A 16,225-nucleotide genomic window follows, 5' to 3' on the forward strand; every position below is an offset into this window, starting at 1 on the left:
CAGGTCGCGCCGGGGCGGACACCGTGGCGGGTGGTCAGGCGGTGACGGTGATCGCGATCACCGGGCAGATCCGGGCCGCGGCCTCGGCGAGGGTGAGCATGCTGTCGTCCGGCTCCTCCTGGAGCACGACGCCGATGCCGCTCTCGTCGAGGTCGAAGAGCTCGGGCGCCTCGATGACGCAATTGCCGTAGCCGTTGCACAGGGAACGGTCGAGGGAGATCTTCACGGGTGTTCCTTTCGGTAGGGGTGAAACCGGACGGGGCGCTGCCTCTTCGGCTCACGGCATCAGCAGGCCGCCGTTGACGTGGATGGTCTGGCCCGTGATCGCACGAGCGCCCGGCGAGAGCAGGTAGAGCGCGAGGTCCGCGCAGTCCTCGGAGGTCGGGATCTCCCCCAGCGGCATCGCCGCGCGGACGCGCGCGACGCCCTCGTCCCCCCCGTTCATCGCCCGGAAGCGAGGGGTGTCGGTCGGGCCCGGGGCGATGCAGTTGACCCGCACCCGGTCGGGCGCCGCCGCGGCGGCGAGCGAGCGGGTCAGCGAGGTCACCCCGGCCTTGGCGGCGGCGTACCCGGCCCGGTCAACCGCGCCCATGATCGCCTGGCCGCTGCTGGTCAGGACCAGCGAGCCCGCGCCCTGGGCGCGCAGCACCCGCAGCGCCTCCCGGGCGACCAGCCAGGCACTGGTCAGGTTGAACGACAGCTCGCGGTCCCAGACGTCGTCGGTCAGGTCCGCGACGTCGGCGAGGTGCGCGCCGCCGACGGTGGTGAACACGCCGTCGAGCGTCCCGAGCGCGTCGACCGCGGCGTCGACCGTCGCAGCGACCGATCGGGCGGAGGTGGCGTCGCAGACGACGAAGTCGACGTCGCAGCCTTCGTCGGCGTACCGCTTCGGCGTCTCCGGGTCGAGGTCCGCGACCAGGACGCGGGCGCCGCGCCCGGTCGCCAGGCGGGCGGCCGCGAATCCGATGCCGGAGCCACCGCCGACCACGAGCAGGCGTTGAGGGGGAGCGTCTAGCACCAGGGACTTCCTTCGACTGGGCGGGGCTGAGGGATCAGACGATGAAGGTGAGATTCCCGAGGGGAACCTCGGAGTTGGCGAGGCGGATCTCCTTGCCGGCGATCAGGAAGGAGTCGCCCGACGGGCGGAGCGTGTGGGAGACGAGCGCGGCGTACACCGTCTGCCGGCCGCGCCGCACCTCCGTGACCATCAGGCTCGACGCGACCTGGATCGACGCCTCGTCCGCCTTGACGACCATCACGTTGCCGACCAGGTGCACCGTGATCGAGCTCGGCTCCTGGGAGTAGGCGAACCCGCTCTTGAGCCGGATCACCCGCTCGACCAGGCGACGCTTGTCGTCGAACACGATGCTCACCTTGCGCGCGTGGTCGGGGTCGCCCTGCGGGATGGAGTAGGTCGCGTCGTCGGCGTACAGCTCCAACCAGGTGTCCCAGTCCCTGTGGTCGAGCAGCGCGACCTCGTGGAAGAGGAACTGCTCGACCTGCTCCTGCACCGAGGTCATCGCACGATCTCCTCTCTGCTCACCGACCGGATCCACTGCCGGTAGAACGCACGCTGCGGCACCTCGTCGTCGGCGCGGCCCACGATTCGGCCGTCCGGCTCGGCCTGCTCGCGGTGGAGCCCGCGACTCATCACCAGCCAGTCCTGCTCGCTGGCCCGCATGCCGTCGGAGACCCGGTCGAAGGCGACCTCGACGTCGTCGCTGCCGCCCATGCCAGCCGGGCCGTAGAAGCCCTCGTGGGTGCGCAGGATCGAGGCGTTGAACGCCTCGGACTCGCCCTCGTGGAGCATCGGGTAGAGCCGGACCTCGGTCCGGTCGGCCGCCTTGGGCAGCACGTGGCGCAGCTGGGCGCCGACGAAGCAGAGGTTCGGGAAGATGATGAGGTTGAACGGTAGGTCACCGAGCTGGCCCTGGTTGTTCCCCGTCTTCGGGTCACCGAACTCGTGCACCGAGTGGCCGTTGCCGAGGTCGAGGGTGCGCCACTCCTCGTTGGTGAGGATGTTCTTGATGATCGGGGGCGGGGAGCCGATGCGGTCGGCGAGCACCTCCAGGAAGCTGCGGTGCACGAACCCGAAGTGGTAGTTGTCGATGGTGTTCTCGACCTGGAGCTTCCAGTTGCCGTCGTAGGCGATCTGGTGCGAGCCCGCGCTGAGGCGGATCCCGTCCGGCCCCTGGGCGGCCACCAGCTCGAGGTACGGCGCCGCGTGCCCCAGGTGCTCCATGAGCGTCGGGCCGTCCTCGTCGAAGCTGGCGAACACGAAGCCGGCGAACGAGTCGACGCGGGGCATCCGGGTCAGCCCCAGCTTGCTGCGGTCCAGGCCCTCGTAGCCCTGGTCGTAGGTGATGCCTCGCAGCTCGCCGGTGTTGGTGTAGGTCCAGCCGTGGTAGGCGCACCGGAAGAACGCTGCGTTGCCCTCCTCGGACTGGCAGACCGCGGCCCCGCGGTGCCGGCAGCGGTTGAGCAGCACGTGGTACGCGCCGTCGTCGCTGCCGCGGGTGACGATGACCGGCTGGGTGCCGGCGTACGTCGTCACGTAGTCGCCCCGGTTCTGCAGCTGGCTCTCGTGGGCGACGAAAAGCCAGGTGTGGCGGAAGATCTCGTCCTGCTCGGCGGCGAACACGTCCGGGTCGGTGTAGATCGACCCGTGGACCATCCAGTCCGGCGTGATCAGCTTCTCGGCCTCGGTCAACGCCATGGCTCGTCTCCTTCGTGGTGGTCCTGCACTTCACTGCTCCATCCGGTCCGACTCGGGTCGAGGAACGGCCCGAGGTCCATGTGTCGAAGCCACGTCAGGCTCGCCAGCTCCAGCGGGTCGAGGTGGATGACCATGCCGTTCTGCCGGTTCTCGATCCGCAGCCGAGGCCCGTTGGCCTCGGTGTCGGCCGAGACCCTGACCGAGGCGAACTCGCTGGTGAGCACCATCGCGCCCGGGAGGTCCTGGTCGACGTGGGTGACAAGCTCGTCCTCCTTCTCGGTCATGCGGGCTCCCCCTGCAGCTCGAAGGTCGTCGTCAGCGGCACGTCGGTGACGAGCATGTGAGCCGACTCGTGAGTGATGGCCAGATCGGGGCGGGCCCGCTCCACCACTCGCTGGGTCGTGACGCCGCAGGCCCAGAAGACGGGCACCTCGCCGTCGGCGAGGCGGACCTCGCCGAACGACTCGAGCGGACGGTCGAGGTCGATCCCGATCTCGGACGGGTCGCCGGCGTGGAGGGGCGCCCCGTGGAGCCACGGGTGGCGACGCGAGACCTCGATCGCGTGCTCGACCGCCTCGGCGGGCAAGGGCCGCATCGAGACGACGACGGGGCCGCCGTACTCACCGACGGCCTCCGTCTCGAGGGTCGACTGGTAGATGGCGCCGCCGAAGCCGCGGGCCTCGTAGTCCAACGAGACGCCGGCGCGACGCATCGCCTCCTCCAGCGAGAACGAGCACCCGAAGGCGAACGCGACGAGGTCGTCGCGCCAAAGGTCGACCAGGTCGGGGGTCGTGCCGACGGCCTCGCCGTGCTCGAAGACCCGGTACGACGGCAGGTCGGTGCGCAGGTCGATGTCCTCACCGAGGACCGGGAGCCGGGGGGAGCCCAACTCCGAGCGCGCCAGCACCGGAGCGACCGACGGGTTCGCCTCGCACCACTGCGCGAAGCCGTCCGCCCACTGCTGCGGGAGCACGACCAGGTTGCACTGCACGTGGTCCGGTACGACGCCGCGCGTCGGGCCGGTCCATCGTCCCGCGCGCACGTCGCTGCGGTAGCTGCCGAGGTCCATGGTGAGGGTCTCTCAGACCGAGGCCGGGCGACTGTCGGGCACCATGATGGACTCGTAGACCCGGGTGCGGAGCTTGCCGTACTCGGGGAGTGTCTTCGTGGTGGCCTGGTGGCGGGGCTTGGGCAGATCGATGGTCAGGATCTCCTGCACCGTCGACGGCGGGCGGCTCAGCACGACGACGGTGTCGGACATGTAGACGGCCTCGTCGATGTCGTGGGTGACGAGCACGATCGTGATGCCGAACTGCTCGCGGACCTGGAGGACCAGGTCCTCGAGCTCGGCCCGGGTCTGGGCGTCGACGGAGGCGAACGGCTCGTCCATCAGCAGGATCTCGGGCTGGTAGGCGAGCGCCCGGGCGATGGCCACCCGCTGCTGCATGCCGCCCGAGAGCTGCCACGGGTGGTGCTCCTCGAAGCCCTCGAGACCCACCGCCTTGATGGCCTCGGCGGTGGCGGCCAGTGCCGCGTCCTTGGCCATCTTCCGGCCGCCGTGCCGCAACGGGAGTACGACGTTGCGCTGGACGTCGAACCAGGGGTAAAGCGAACGGCTGTAGTCCTGGAACACGACCGCCATCTCCAGCGGTGGCTGGGTGATCTCCCTGCCGTGCAGCACAACGGCGCCCGACGTGGGCCGCAGCAGCCCGGACATGCACTTGAGCAGCGTGGTCTTACCCGCTCCCGACGGACCGACGATGCCGACGAACTCACCGGCCGAGACGGTGAAGTCGAGCTTGTCGATCGCCTTGGTCGTCGTGGCGCCACGGGCGTAGGTGACGCCTACCCCAGATACCTCGAGCACGGACGTTCCTTTCTCACAGAAGGTCTGCCGACCGGTGCCAGCGCAGGACGATGCGCTCGACGACGCCAAGCAGGAAGTTGAGGGCGACACCGAGCAGGCCCAGGAGGATCACGCCGGCCCACATGTCGTCGACGGCGAACCGCTGCTGCGCCAGGAAGACGAAGTAGCCGATGCCGTCGGCGCTCGCGACCATCTCGCTGGTGACCAGCAGGAGGATCGCGATGGAGAGGCTGACCCGCATGCCCGCGAAGATCCGCGGAGACACGGCCGGGAGCACGACGAGGCGGAAACGGCTGAGGCCCGTGATGCCGTAGATGGCTGTGCTCGACATCATCGTCGAGTCCAGCTCACGGACCCCGTCGCGGGTGTTGAGGATGATCGGCCAGCAGCAGACGAACGCGATGACCACGATCTTCGTGACGTCGCCGATGCCGAACAGGACGATCGCCGGCGGCAGGAGCGCCGCCGCCGGGATCGACCGGAGGAAGCTGACCACCGGGCTCGCCAGCGCGTCGAGCACCCTCGACGAGCCGAGGACGAAGCCAACCCCGACTCCCCCGACCACGGCGATGAAGAAGCCGATGAACATCCGCTTCAGGCTGGGTACGACGTCGCTGCCGACGTTCTCGAAGAGCCACGTGTCCTGGAATGCCGCCCACACCTCGCCGAAAGTCGGCCAGACGTAGTCGGTCTCGGACCTCGACTCGGTGAAGAGGTAGACCGCACCGATGATCAGGACCGAGCCGATCAGGCCGGTCAGCGCCGCTCCTCGGCGGGTGCGCGTCAGCCAGGTCATCGTCAGGCCCCGGTCCGCTGGGACTGGTGCCAGTGCAGCAGGCGCCGCTCAATGCCACCGAAGGCGAGGTGTGCGAGGACGCCCAGGATGCCGGCGGTGATGATGTAGGCGTACATGTCCTCGGTCCGGGCGGCCGACTGGGCAAAGGCTATGGAGTCACCTACGCCGGTGTTGCCCGAGATCAGCTCGGCGGTCACGGCCACGATGAGGGCGATCGACGACGCGATCCTGACCCCGGTGGCGATGAACGGCAGCGAGCTGGGCACCTGGACGAACCGGATCCGGGCCCAGCGCGACATCCGGAACGATTCCGCGGTCTGGAGGGCGACCGGGTCGGCCGCCCTGACGCCGTACTGCGTCTGCACGATCACCACCCACACGCAGCCGAACGTCACCAGTACGACGTCGCTCGTCAGACCGGGCCCGAACATCAGCATCGCGACGGGGATCAGCGCGACGCCCGGCACGGGGCGGAGGAACTCCACCGTGGGGGTCAAGGCGTTCCGGACGATCCCGATCGAGCCCATCAGGGTCCCGACCGCCACCCCGATGGCCACCGCGATGCCCAGGCCGAGGCCCGCGCCGGCCAGGGTCGCGCCCACCGCTCTCCAGAAGTCTCCGGTGCCGACGAGCGCCGCCAGGCTGTCGAGGACCGCCAGGGCGCCGGGTATCTCGTTCGCGGAGACGAGACCCGACGCGGGCAGCGCCTCCCAGAGCGCAAGGGTGAGCAGGACCCCGGCCCCACCCAGGACGGTGGTGCCGGCGGGCCGTCTCCTGAAGGTCGCCGAGGACATCGCCGCTGCTCAGTCCTCGAGCGGGAAGGAGGCCATGATGTCGGCGGCGTCGACCCGCTCGTCCACGAACCCGACGTCGCTCATCATGTCGGAGATCTCCTGGACCTCGTCCGCGGAGACCGAGGTCTTCCACATCGGGAGGGTGATCGCGTCGGCGGTCTCGGCCTTCATGCCCAATCCGTCGACCAGCGCGGCGCGTACGGCGTCCGGGTTGTCGATCGAGAACTCGAGCGCCTCGAGCATCGCCTCCTGGAACCGCTTCACGTCGTCGGGGCGCTCGGCCACCATCTGCTTCGACGCGACGATCGAGCCCATCAGCTGACCGCGCGACAGCGAGGTGAGCGACGTGGCTCCCCCGGCCTTGAGCACGGAGAAGAACGGCTCGACGACGCCGACCGCGTCGACCTGTCCGGAGGAGATCGCCCCCGGCATGTCCGGGAACGGGAGCGCGATGAACTTCAGCTTGCTGACATCGACACCGGCCTCCCCGAGGACCGAGCGGACCTGCGCGTCGGTGAACGACTCCAGCGTGGGGACGCCGACGGTCTTGCCCTCGAGCTCCATGACGTCAGTGACGCCACCGGGAGCGGCGACGACACCCTGGTAGTCGTCCTCGGGCGAGGTCCCGCCCGCATCGACCGGGGCGATGCCGACGAGCGGCAGGCCCTGCTCGGCCGCGGTCACGAGCGTGCCCCAGGTGTTAGCACCGAAGTCGACCTCTCCCGAAAGGATGCGCGGGAACACGGTCGGCGCGAGACCCCCGACGTCGACCTTCAGGTCGATACCGTGCTTCTCGAAGATGCCTTCGGAGACACCGACGAAGACGGGTGCGAACGTCGCCGCCGGGACCACCGCCATGTCCAGCGTGATCAGCTCGTCCGACGTCCCGCCGTCATCCGCGGCGCCCGAGTCCACCGAGTCGGAGCCACAGGCAGTGACCGCGAGCAGCAGGGTGGTGGCGACGATCACGGTGGCACGTCGCCCGCGCGAACGTCGACCGACGGTGGGTTTGCTGCTCACGGAGGACTCCTGACTAGGACTGATGATTAGAGACGACTGTATACATTCTTCACCCTGGGGGGCAAGGGCTACGAGAACTTCAGACCCAGACATCGCACGCGCACGGCGTCGACCGACGTGCGCCGAAACGAGACGCTATGCCCGCCCTGAGAACGGGCTGTTTCGCGCGGGTCAACCTTCTGATTCGACGAGGCCGGTCAGCGCGGGATCCGGTCGATCTGCGCCGCTCGACCAGACAGGACTCGCCGGTCGCATCGGCCCGAGACCGGAGGTGGACAGACGTCGCTGCTCGGGGTGCTGATCGAGCGGCCGACCGAAGTCGTGGTCGCGTCGGTTCGCTGGTTCGTGGTCTCCATGAGAGGAGAGGTGGACGAACCCCGCCGAGGGCGGCCGAGACGACGTCGAGAAGGGCCTACTCGGCCCTACAGTGCGACGAACTGCCGAGCTGTTGCCGACCTGGGGTTGCGTGGAACGAGTTCTTCGCCAACCTGGTCGCCCGTGGCCTGACCGGCGTCCGGCTGGCCACCAGCGACGCGCACGCAGGCCTGCGGGAGGCGATCGCGGCGACTCTGCCCGGCGCGGCCCGGCAGCGCTGCCGCACCCACTACGCGTTCAACCTCATGGGCGTGACCCCGAAGTGGATGTGGCCGGCGGTCAACGCGATGCTGCACAGCGTCGACGACCAGCCCGGCACTGCCGCGGTCCAAGCGCAGTTCGACCGGCTGCTGGACGACGTCGACGACCGGCTGCCCGACGTGTTCGCGCATCTCGATCACGCCCGAGCCGACCTGCTGTCGTGCACCGCGTTCCCGAAAGAGATCTGGACCAGATCTGGTCCAACAACCCCACCGAGCGGTTGAACAAGGAGATCCGGCGCCGCACCGACGCCGTTGGGACATTCCCCAACCGCGGCACCATCGTCCGGCTCATCGGCGCTGTGCTTGCCGAGCAGACCGACGAGTGGGCCGACGAGTGGGCCGAGGGCCGGCGCTACCTCGGGCTCGACGTCTTGGCCCGTTCCCGTATGAACCTCGCGCCCACCACCGAACCCAAGATCGGAGCTGACGACCTGCCCACGCTGACCGCCTGACACCTCAAGAAGGAGAACGCAGCGCTACACCACCACCGGGGACTTGACCGCGGATTTCTAGCGACAGTCAATCGGCAGCCCTGGACCCCAAGCAGTGAACTCAATTGTGCTGAGAGTGTCAAGGCCCGTAACTTTGAAGCCCCGTTGGACCTGCCACAGGGCTCTTGCGAGCGCGACCTGTACGCGACTCCGCCGCGCCACCTTCAGGGCGTCCGCCGCAACTTCGCTCCCGACCGCGACAACGCCCGTTGGAGCATCTGCTGTGAGCACTAAGGATCCGTCGACGTTCTTGGTCGAAAAGGGGTGATGTCATGTGCCCGGGCCCAACGAAGGCCCAGCGGCGAGAACCGCCGCACATCTACGACGAGGCCCCTATTGACGTCTTACACAGGCAGTGCAATCGTGCACTGTGAGTGAGTTCAGTGCTTCCTGATCTGCTGACTCCTCCACTCGGCGAACCCATCGACGCCGGCTCGCCCTCGTTTCGAAGGAGATCCTATGAAGACACGTGCCGCAGTGCTCCGCGAAGCCCCGGGGAAGTGGGAGATCGCCGAAGTCGATCTCGCCGATCCAGGCCCCGGTGAGATTCAGGTCCAGATTAAGGCGGCTGGGCTGTGTCATTCGGACGACCATCTGACAACCGGAGACATGCCTGTCGGCAAGTACCCAGTCGTCGGTGGACACGAGGGTGCTGGCGTCGTTACCGCCGTCGGCCCCGGGGTCACCGAGTTCGCCGCGGGTGACCACGCGGGCATCCTTTGCGTGGCCGGCTGTGGCAAGTGTCGCTGGTGCGCCATGGGTGCACAGAACTTCTGTGATCTCAATGCCGAACTGCTTTCGGGCGGCACTCCCGAGGATCCGAACCGGTATCGCATGAGCCTCGACGGGGAATCAGTCGGACAGATGGTCGCGGTATCCACCTTCTCCGAGTACACCACCGTCTCCCTCGCCTCGGCGATGAAGCTACCCACCGACATCCCGTTTGACGTAGCTGCCTTGGTCAGCTGCGGAGTGACGACAGGATGGGGCGCAGCCGTCAACTCTGTGAATACCAGACCCGGCCACACGGTGATGGTGATTGGAGTCGGCGGCGTGGGCATGAACGCCGTTCAGGGAGCCCGGCATGCGGGCGCAAGCAATATCATCGCCGTCGACCCGAACCCCTACAAGACGGGTCGAGCCCAGGAGTTCGGTGCAACTCATACAGCGGCCACGATCGACGCCGGAGCGGAGATCGCCCGGAGCTTGACCGGTGGTCAGGGTGCCGACGGTGCGGTCGTGACCGTCGGCGTTGTGCAGGCCGAGCACGTGAGCCAAGCGTTCAGCGCAATCCGCAAGGGCGGAACGGTCGCGGTGGTGGGCTTGGCCAGCATGATCGAGTCTCATCCACTCGACCTCTCGCTGGCCGAGTTGACCTTCTACCAGAAGCGGCTACAGGGCTCACTCTACGGTGCAGCGTCACCGCGTTACAGCGTGATGATGCTCCTGGACCACTACCGGTCCGGCCAGTTGAAGCTCGACGAGCTCATCACATCGACCTATGAGCTCGAAGACATCAACACCGGCTACGCCGATATGCACGCTGGCAAGAACCTTCGCGGCGTCATCAAATTCGCGTGACCCACCGACCTCGACCCGACCAAACGGAGATCAAATGACGATTCAAGCGATGGACACGACGCGGCTCGCTCACGACAACAAGTTGTTCATCGGCGGTCGATGGGTGGCGCCATCAAGCAGCGAGATGGTCTCCATCATCTCGCCCTCGACGGAGGAGGTCGTCTATCAGCTCCCCGCCGTTACCCAGGCTGATGCCGAGGACGCGGTTGCGGCGGCGCGGGCGGCCTTCGGCCCGTGGAGTGCACTGTCGTTCGCCGACCGGCGTACCGTGGTCACGCGGTTCTGTTCCGAGCTCAAGAAGCGGATCGATCTCATCCGCGATGTCTGGGCCGTCGAAGCCGGGATGCCAGTCACGGTTGGCGAGACCTTCAACGCAGGCATGGCAATGATCCTCGACGACATGGTGGAGATCTCAGGAACCATCACCATGTCCGAAATTCGCCAGACCGTTGCCGGGCCCGTCCAAGTTCGACGCGAGCCAATCGGGCCGACGCTGGCCATCGTCACCTACAACGGACCCCATACCGAGATCGCGCTCGCCGTCATCCCAGCCCTGATGGCAGGCAACACGTTCGTCATCAAACTGCCGCCAGAAAGTCAGATGCTCGGCTACGTGTTCGCTGATGCGGCTGACGCCGCTGGATTCCCTCCCGGGGTTCTGAGCATCTTCTCGGCCGATGCCGAAGTGAGCAGGTACCTCGTCGCCCATGAGGAGATCGACGCGGTTCACTTCACTGGAGGCACCGAAATCGGCGCTGAGATCGTGCAGGCGTGCGCCAAGCGGATCGCCCGGGTGACCCTCGAGCTTGGCGGCAAGTCCGCCGCTATTGTCGCTGAGGATGCCGACCTCGACGCAGCTCTTCCCCACCTCATCGGCGCGATGACGACTTACTGCGGCCAAATTTGCGTGGCCATGACACGCATCGTCGTTCCGCGGTCGCGACATGACGAGATCGTTGACCGACTGGTCGCAGGGTTGTCGACTATTCGCATCGGCGACCCGCTTTCTCGAGAGACGCAGTACGGTCCTCTGGCAGCGAGTCGCGTTCGTGCACGCGCGGAAGGGTATATCGAGCGCGCGGTGGCAGCTGGCGCGCGTATAGCGTTCGGTGGCCAGCGTCCCGACCAACTCGACCGCGGCTGGTACCTCGAGCCGACCCTGCTGGTGGACGTCGAGAACGGGATGGAGGTGGCCCAGAACGAGATTTTCGGGCCCGTGATCTGCGTGATTCCTTACGACAGCATTGAGGACGCCATCGCAATCGCCAATGACTCGCGTTACGGCCTGTCCGGATCGGTCTTCACGACGAACCCTGCTACCGCGGAGTTCGTGAGCGACAAAGTCCGTTCGGGCACATTCGCGATCAATGCCGCCTTCCCGTCGATGCTTGCTCCCTTCGGAGGGATGAAGCAGTCCGGCCTGGGGAGCGAAGGGGGACGCGAGGCTTTCTTCGAGCTCACGAACCTTAAGTCGATCGCGCTGCCGCCGCAGGCTGACTGACCGCATCCGCGGGGCCGCAACGTCCGGGTCTGCCGTGTTGTGGGCAGCGCCGCTCAACACGGTCTGCCGCGATCCGCGCGGTGATGCCAATGAGGGGACGCCATGACTTTGGGTCGTCGTGCCCGGACGGACGCCGCGTTGATCTCGGCTGCCGGACCCAGTTTCCGCAACGCCTCGAGTGGACCCCGAACTGGTCTGCGACCCGCTTGATCGCTCCCGCGACGACTCCGCATCTCGCCTGCGCAACGCCTACAACCCCAGACGTCTGCTGACGTCGTGTGCAACGCATGCAGCGGCGGAAGGGTCCGACAGGAAACCTCGTGTACCCCGACTCGTGACTTCCCGGGACGTACGCGGCGATGTCTAACTAGACGCCTTCAGCCGCCAGAAGGAACGCCGGCGGCTCTCCCCTCCGTGGCATGCCACCAGCGAGCCGCTGACGTAGGAGGCGAGGTCGGAGGCCGTACCCGATGACGGACGGATCACCGAAAACCGAGGACACCTTGACGATCGTGCCGCCCTGCTCCTGCATGACCGCGTTCGCCGCCTGCGCCAGAGCGAGCGGACCATCAGGTTGAGCGCGACGATCTCGTCGTGGAAGCGGCACGACGCGTCGTCCGCGGCCGCAGGGGACGCACCGCCCGCGATGTTGACCGCGATGTCCAGCCGACCGAGTCGCGAAGCCACGGCCTCCACCATCGCTCGTTCGGCGGCGACCAGCGTGGCAGCCATCGCCGCGCAGTGGCCCACCCAGTCAGCCACCCACCTGCTCGGCGTACTCCCCGCGCGGGGGCCGCGAGGTCCCTTACGTCGACCACTTCACCGAGGACTGCATCGGCAAAGTGTCGCTTGCGGCGACAGTGATCTTCTCGATGACGAACGCCGAGCACCTCGGCGGGGTCAGCCGGGAGGACGGCTCCCGGCCGTGGGGCACCGCTCCGGCACGGGCTCGTCGCGACTGCACATCCGGTTGCTACTTCCACACGACGATCTCCAACCCGCGGGTGGTGAGTCAGTCCGTGGCGTAGGTGAGCCAGGTGATGAACATGAACAAGCCGATGATCCCCACACCGACCAGGACCGCGCCCAGGAGCGCGATCGCCGAGGCCCACCGCTCCTCGTCGTACGTCCGCGCAGACTCCCGGCCGCGCTCCGGCACGTGACTTGTCATCTCGTCCCTCCCTCTCGCGGGCGAAGGGACCCGCTGTCTCCTTGGTACTCCTGATCGGAGGACGTCGCTAGCCCCTGATGGGGCCGCCCATAGCACTCCATAGGACCGGGCACCGGAGGCCACGCTCTGAGCGAGCCAAGCGCCGCAAGGAGCAGGCGAGTGAGTAAGGCGCTCCGCTGGCAGCAGCTCGATTGGCAGCGCCTGCTCGATCCGATCCGCGTCGCGGACGCCCTGCGGAATCGGGCGGCAGACGGCCGCAGTCCGATCATCCGCAGGCCCTGGGAGAGATCATCTGAACGCACAGCGCAACGGGCCGCGGTCGCGGACGTTGACCACGACCGCCGGTGACTCGGAGCTGGGGATCCCGAAGCTGCGCCTATGGTCCTTCGCCCTCCTTCTGCCTTGCTCGAACGCCGCCGACGGGTCAACCACGCGCTGTTCGCGGCGGTCATGGAGGCGTGCCTCCACGGTGTCGACGGATGAGCGACACCTCGGCGCGCGATCCTCGCCCAGGGCGCACGCGTTACGTCCACATCACATGCGGCTCGGCTCACTGGTCGACGATTGGCCCTGTTGGCCACCCGATGACGTCGCCACGATGAGAGCCACTATCCCAACGCGAACGGAGCCCGCCGTGGCGATCTACCTGAGCATGCAACGAGTCCGCTTTTCGAGCCCGGACGCCTACGAGAAGTTCAAGGTCGTCTTCGGCGACACCCGGCACTTCCTCATGGAGCTTCCCGGGTTCCTCCACCTCACCTGGTGGGAGCATCCCGACGACCCCGGCTGGTTCAACGAGTGCAGCTTCTGGACCAGCAAGAAGGCGCTCTACGACTGGCACACCGACACCTACCACAAGTATGCCAAGGCATGGGCCGCCAACGGCGCGATCATGGAGGACATCATCACCAACTTCGAGTTGGTCGGAACCAGACTTCTTCGTATCTGCCCCACTTGCGGCGAGCTCCAAGACAAGGAGTACGAGCTGGCCCAGGAGCAGGCCGTCCTCGCTGAGCAGTGCCCCACCTGCGGGTTCCATTTCCCGGTCCTCGGCGAGCAACCCTCCAGCTTTGCAGTCTTCAAGGATGTCGACCCCGCAACCATTGTGGAGTAGTGCCCGCCGTGGCGCCCGGGTACCGGCTCGCGAGCGACATGGCGCCGGGCGGTGGAACCTCACGAGCATTCGATGGGCAGCTCCCAGTCGGCGGGATCTGCCTGGCGCTGAGTCAGCTGCGTTGGACCGTCGCCGCATGCCGGAACCCCGATGGAGGGCCGATCGAGATCGTCTGGGCGGACGGGCAGGTGACCGTCCTCGACACCTCGCCTACCAACGGGATCACGGCGCGATCAGCGGCGGCGAACGGAGCGCCCGCCGACGCCCAGCGGGCGCCGGCGGGTACCTCCATCGGTCATTGGGAGCGCGAAGAGTTGACCAGCGTGAATCCCTTCGCCCGAGTCGCCGGTGCCAGGCTGACCGGAGTAGCACTCGATCACGGACTCGCACCAGTCCCGGAGCGACTCACCTTGCGGTTCAACAGCGCTACCGTCGAGGTCAGAGTCTTCCGCGGCGAGCTCCAGATCGGACTCGGCCAGCATCATCGCTGATGCGACCGCGGAGCTTGCCCATCCCGCGACAAAGCTCGCATCCACCGACCACATGAATCGGGTGAGACCGTGGCGAAGGCAATCGACAGCAGCGCCGTGCCTCAGCCCGAGCCTGTCTACCGGCAGCTCTACGAGCAAATCCGATCCAGCATCCTCGCCGGACAGTTGCCGGCAGGGACGCGGCTGCCTGCGAGCCGCCAGCTCGCGCTTGAGAACGGCGTCTCCCGTAACACGGTCCTGGCAGCCTTCGAGCAGTTGCACGCAGAGGGCTATATCGAGGGTCGGCACGGCTCGGGCACCTACGTTGCACGTACGCTGCCCGACCGGATGCTCCGAGCCACACGGAGCCCGGCGATCGAGACCGACCACTACCCGTCATCCTCCAAGGAGGCGCGGCTCTCCGCGCGCGGGCGGGCACTCGCCGAAGCCCCACGGATGCCGGTATCCGACCTTCCGGAGACGGTTTTCAACGGCACCGCATTCAGAATTGGGCTCCCGGCACTCGATCAGTTCCCCAGCGTCACCTGGGGGCGCATCCACGCCTCCCGTTCGCGGCAGCAGGGTCGGGCGCTGATGCAGTACAACGACCCGGCCGGCTACCGGCCGCTGCGGGAAGAGATCGCAAGCTATCTCGCTGTAGCGCGCGGCATCCGCTGTGTTCCTGAGCAAGTGATCGTCACTTCCGGCTCACAGCAGGCACTCGAGCTGTGCGCCCGCATCCTGCTGGACCCCGACGACCCGGCGTGGCTCGAGGATCCCGGCTACCTGGGCGCGCGAGCAGCACTCATCTCGGCGGGGGCCCGGATCGTTCCGGTTCCCGTCGACGAGAGAGGTATCGATGTCTCCGAAGGCATCGCCGGGGAACCCGCGGCACGACTCGCCGTGGTAACTCCGTCTCACCAGTTCCCGCTCGGTGTCACGCTCTCTCTCGATCGTCGCCTCAAGCTCTTGGAATGGGCAGCGCGGTCCGACGCCTGGGTCATCGAGGACGACTACGACTGCGAGTTTCGCTATCAGGGCCGTCCACTCGCCGCCCTCCAGGCGATCGACGGACAGCGTCGTGTCATCTACGTCGGGACCTTCAGCAAGACGATGTTCCCTGGTCTCCGTCTCGGCTATCTCGTGGCCCCGACCGCGCTCGCCGACGCGTTCGTGGGTGCTCACATGGGCACGGACGTGCACCGGTCGGCACTCGACCAAGCAGCCATGGCCGACTTCATGATGGGTGGTCATTTCTTGCGGCATGTACGCCGAATGCGGACGCTCTACAAGGAGCGCCAGCGAGTCCTCGTCGACTGCGTCCGGAGCCTGCGACCGGATCTCGTCGTACGACCGGCGGAGGGAGGGCTCCACGTGCTGGGCAGGCTCGCCACCGGCTACGACGACCAGGTGGTGGCTCAGGCGGCCGCCGACCGCGGGATACACGCCTGGCCCCTGTCCATCCACGCGATGGCGAACACGCAACCGCCCGCGATCCTGCTGGGATATGCCGGCATTCGCGAGGTGGACATTCCCTATGGTGTGAAGCTGCTCGGTGAAGCACTCCGCGCTTGCTCATGAGGCGGCCAATGGCATCCGTTCCGAACTGCTGCCTGTCCAAGCTCAGAGGTCGAGGACCAGCTTCTTGGAGCACGACCGGCTGACGCAGATCATCATCGTCTCGTTGGCGGCGCGCTCGTCGTCGGAGAGTACGTCGTCGCGGTGGTCGGGGGTGCCCTCGAAGACGACGGTCTCGCAGCACCGCAGAAGCCCTCCTCACAGGAGAGATGACGCCGGCGAGGTGCTCGCGGACCACGTCGAGGATGGTTCGGTCGGAGTCGACGTCGACGCACCTGCCGCAACTGGACCTGGAAGGTCCCGGCGGCCACCGCCCCGCGCCGGCTGGCCGGCGCCGGACACATCCTGGCTGGCGGCGCGATGCAGTACCTCCGCCCCGGACGCGGCACGGAGCTGACCGTGACCGCCACCGCGCTCTGACGGGGGCTTCGTACGGAGGTCGCGGTCGACGGGCGGGTCGCCGGGTCCGCCCGCTTCACCCTGCTCGC

Annotated in this window: 15 protein-coding genes and 2 pseudogenes; 6 read left to right on the top strand and 11 right to left on the bottom strand. The window is 67.4% G+C overall.

Annotated features, from left to right (window positions below):
- Positions 1–34: 34 nt before the first annotated feature.
- The 10 genes from ABEA33_RS11525 to ABEA33_RS11570 are packed head-to-tail and all read right to left on the bottom strand — an operon-like array spanning position 35 to position 7,193.
- Entirely contained in the window at positions 35–226 is a 192-nt protein-coding gene (locus ABEA33_RS11525; RefSeq protein WP_345526922.1) for a ferredoxin, read from the bottom strand.
- Positions 227–277: 51 nt separating this feature from the next.
- The gene (locus ABEA33_RS11530) at positions 278–1,018 is read right to left on the bottom strand and encodes an SDR family NAD(P)-dependent oxidoreductase (RefSeq protein ID WP_345526923.1); all 741 of its coding nucleotides are present in this window, start codon (positions 1,016–1,018) and stop codon (positions 278–280) included.
- Positions 1,019–1,052: 34 nt separating this feature from the next.
- The gene (locus ABEA33_RS11535; RefSeq protein ID WP_345526924.1) at positions 1,053–1,520 is read right to left on the bottom strand and encodes an aromatic-ring-hydroxylating dioxygenase subunit beta; all 468 of its coding nucleotides are present in this window, start codon (positions 1,518–1,520) and stop codon (positions 1,053–1,055) included.
- Positions 1,517–2,716, bottom strand: a complete 1,200-nt coding sequence (locus ABEA33_RS11540; protein WP_345526925.1) for an aromatic ring-hydroxylating oxygenase subunit alpha — start codon at positions 2,714–2,716, stop codon at positions 1,517–1,519. Before ABEA33_RS11540 ends, ABEA33_RS11535 begins: the two co-directional genes overlap by 4 nt.
- Positions 2,707–3,000 carry a hypothetical protein gene (locus ABEA33_RS11545; protein ID WP_345526926.1) on the bottom strand — a complete coding sequence of 98 codons (294 nt, stop codon included), beginning with the start codon at positions 2,998–3,000 and terminating at the stop codon, positions 2,707–2,709. Before ABEA33_RS11545 ends, ABEA33_RS11540 begins: the two co-directional genes overlap by 10 nt.
- A complete protein-coding gene (locus tag ABEA33_RS11550) occupies positions 2,997–3,785 on the bottom strand; it encodes a D-glutamate cyclase family protein (RefSeq protein ID WP_345526927.1) in 789 nt (262 codons plus the stop codon). The genes ABEA33_RS11545 and ABEA33_RS11550 overlap by 4 nt, the downstream gene beginning before the upstream one ends.
- A gap of 12 nt (positions 3,786–3,797) precedes the next feature.
- A complete protein-coding gene (locus tag ABEA33_RS11555) occupies positions 3,798–4,583 on the bottom strand; it encodes an ABC transporter ATP-binding protein (RefSeq protein ID WP_345526928.1) in 786 nt (261 codons plus the stop codon).
- 13 nt (positions 4,584–4,596) lie between these two features.
- Positions 4,597–5,379, bottom strand: coding sequence for an ABC transporter permease (locus ABEA33_RS11560; RefSeq protein ID WP_345526929.1), 783 nt, complete (start codon positions 5,377–5,379; stop codon positions 4,597–4,599).
- Between the two features lie 2 nt (positions 5,380–5,381).
- Positions 5,382–6,173: an ABC transporter permease gene (locus ABEA33_RS11565; protein ID WP_345526930.1), complete on the bottom strand. Its 792-nt coding sequence runs from the start codon at positions 6,171–6,173 to the stop codon at positions 5,382–5,384.
- 9 nt (positions 6,174–6,182) lie between these two features.
- Complete coding sequence (locus tag ABEA33_RS11570) at positions 6,183–7,193, bottom strand: ABC transporter substrate-binding protein (protein WP_345526931.1); 1,011 nt, start codon at positions 7,191–7,193, stop codon at positions 6,183–6,185.
- Positions 7,194–7,330: 137 nt separating this feature from the next.
- Here ABEA33_RS11570 and ABEA33_RS11575 point away from each other — a divergent pair.
- From ABEA33_RS11575 to ABEA33_RS11585, 3 genes and pseudogenes are all read left to right on the top strand, one after another.
- Positions 7,331–8,283: pseudogene (locus ABEA33_RS11575) on the top strand (transposase).
- Positions 8,284–8,781: 498 nt separating this feature from the next.
- Positions 8,782–9,903 carry an NDMA-dependent alcohol dehydrogenase gene (locus tag ABEA33_RS11580; protein WP_345526932.1) on the top strand — a complete coding sequence of 374 codons (1,122 nt, stop codon included), beginning with the start codon at positions 8,782–8,784 and terminating at the stop codon, positions 9,901–9,903.
- A gap of 34 nt (positions 9,904–9,937) precedes the next feature.
- Positions 9,938–11,404 carry an aldehyde dehydrogenase family protein gene (locus ABEA33_RS11585; protein ID WP_345526933.1) on the top strand — a complete coding sequence of 489 codons (1,467 nt, stop codon included), beginning with the start codon at positions 9,938–9,940 and terminating at the stop codon, positions 11,402–11,404.
- Positions 11,405–12,416: 1,012 nt separating this feature from the next.
- Here the strand turns inward: ABEA33_RS11585 and ABEA33_RS11590 are convergent.
- Positions 12,417–12,575 carry a hypothetical protein gene (locus tag ABEA33_RS11590; protein ID WP_345526934.1) on the bottom strand — a complete coding sequence of 53 codons (159 nt, stop codon included), beginning with the start codon at positions 12,573–12,575 and terminating at the stop codon, positions 12,417–12,419.
- Positions 12,576–12,873: 298 nt separating this feature from the next.
- On the opposite strand from ABEA33_RS11590, the pseudogene ABEA33_RS11595 reads away from it, so the two are divergent.
- From ABEA33_RS11595 to pdxR, 3 genes and pseudogenes are all read left to right on the top strand, one after another.
- Positions 12,874–13,046, top strand: a pseudogene (locus ABEA33_RS11595) (transposase); the annotation flags it as partial.
- 163 nt (positions 13,047–13,209) lie between these two features.
- Complete coding sequence (locus ABEA33_RS11600) at positions 13,210–13,689, top strand: antibiotic biosynthesis monooxygenase family protein (protein ID WP_345526935.1); 480 nt, start codon at positions 13,210–13,212, stop codon at positions 13,687–13,689.
- Between the two features lie 560 nt (positions 13,690–14,249).
- Complete coding sequence (gene pdxR, locus ABEA33_RS11605) at positions 14,250–15,740, top strand: MocR-like pyridoxine biosynthesis transcription factor PdxR (RefSeq protein WP_345526936.1); 1,491 nt, start codon at positions 14,250–14,252, stop codon at positions 15,738–15,740.
- The last annotated feature ends 485 nt before the right edge of the window (positions 15,741–16,225 follow it).

It is taken from the genome of Nocardioides endophyticus (genome assembly GCF_039543845.1).
In the GTDB taxonomy this organism is placed as follows: Bacteria; Actinomycetota; Actinomycetes; order Propionibacteriales; family Nocardioidaceae; genus Nocardioides; species Nocardioides endophyticus.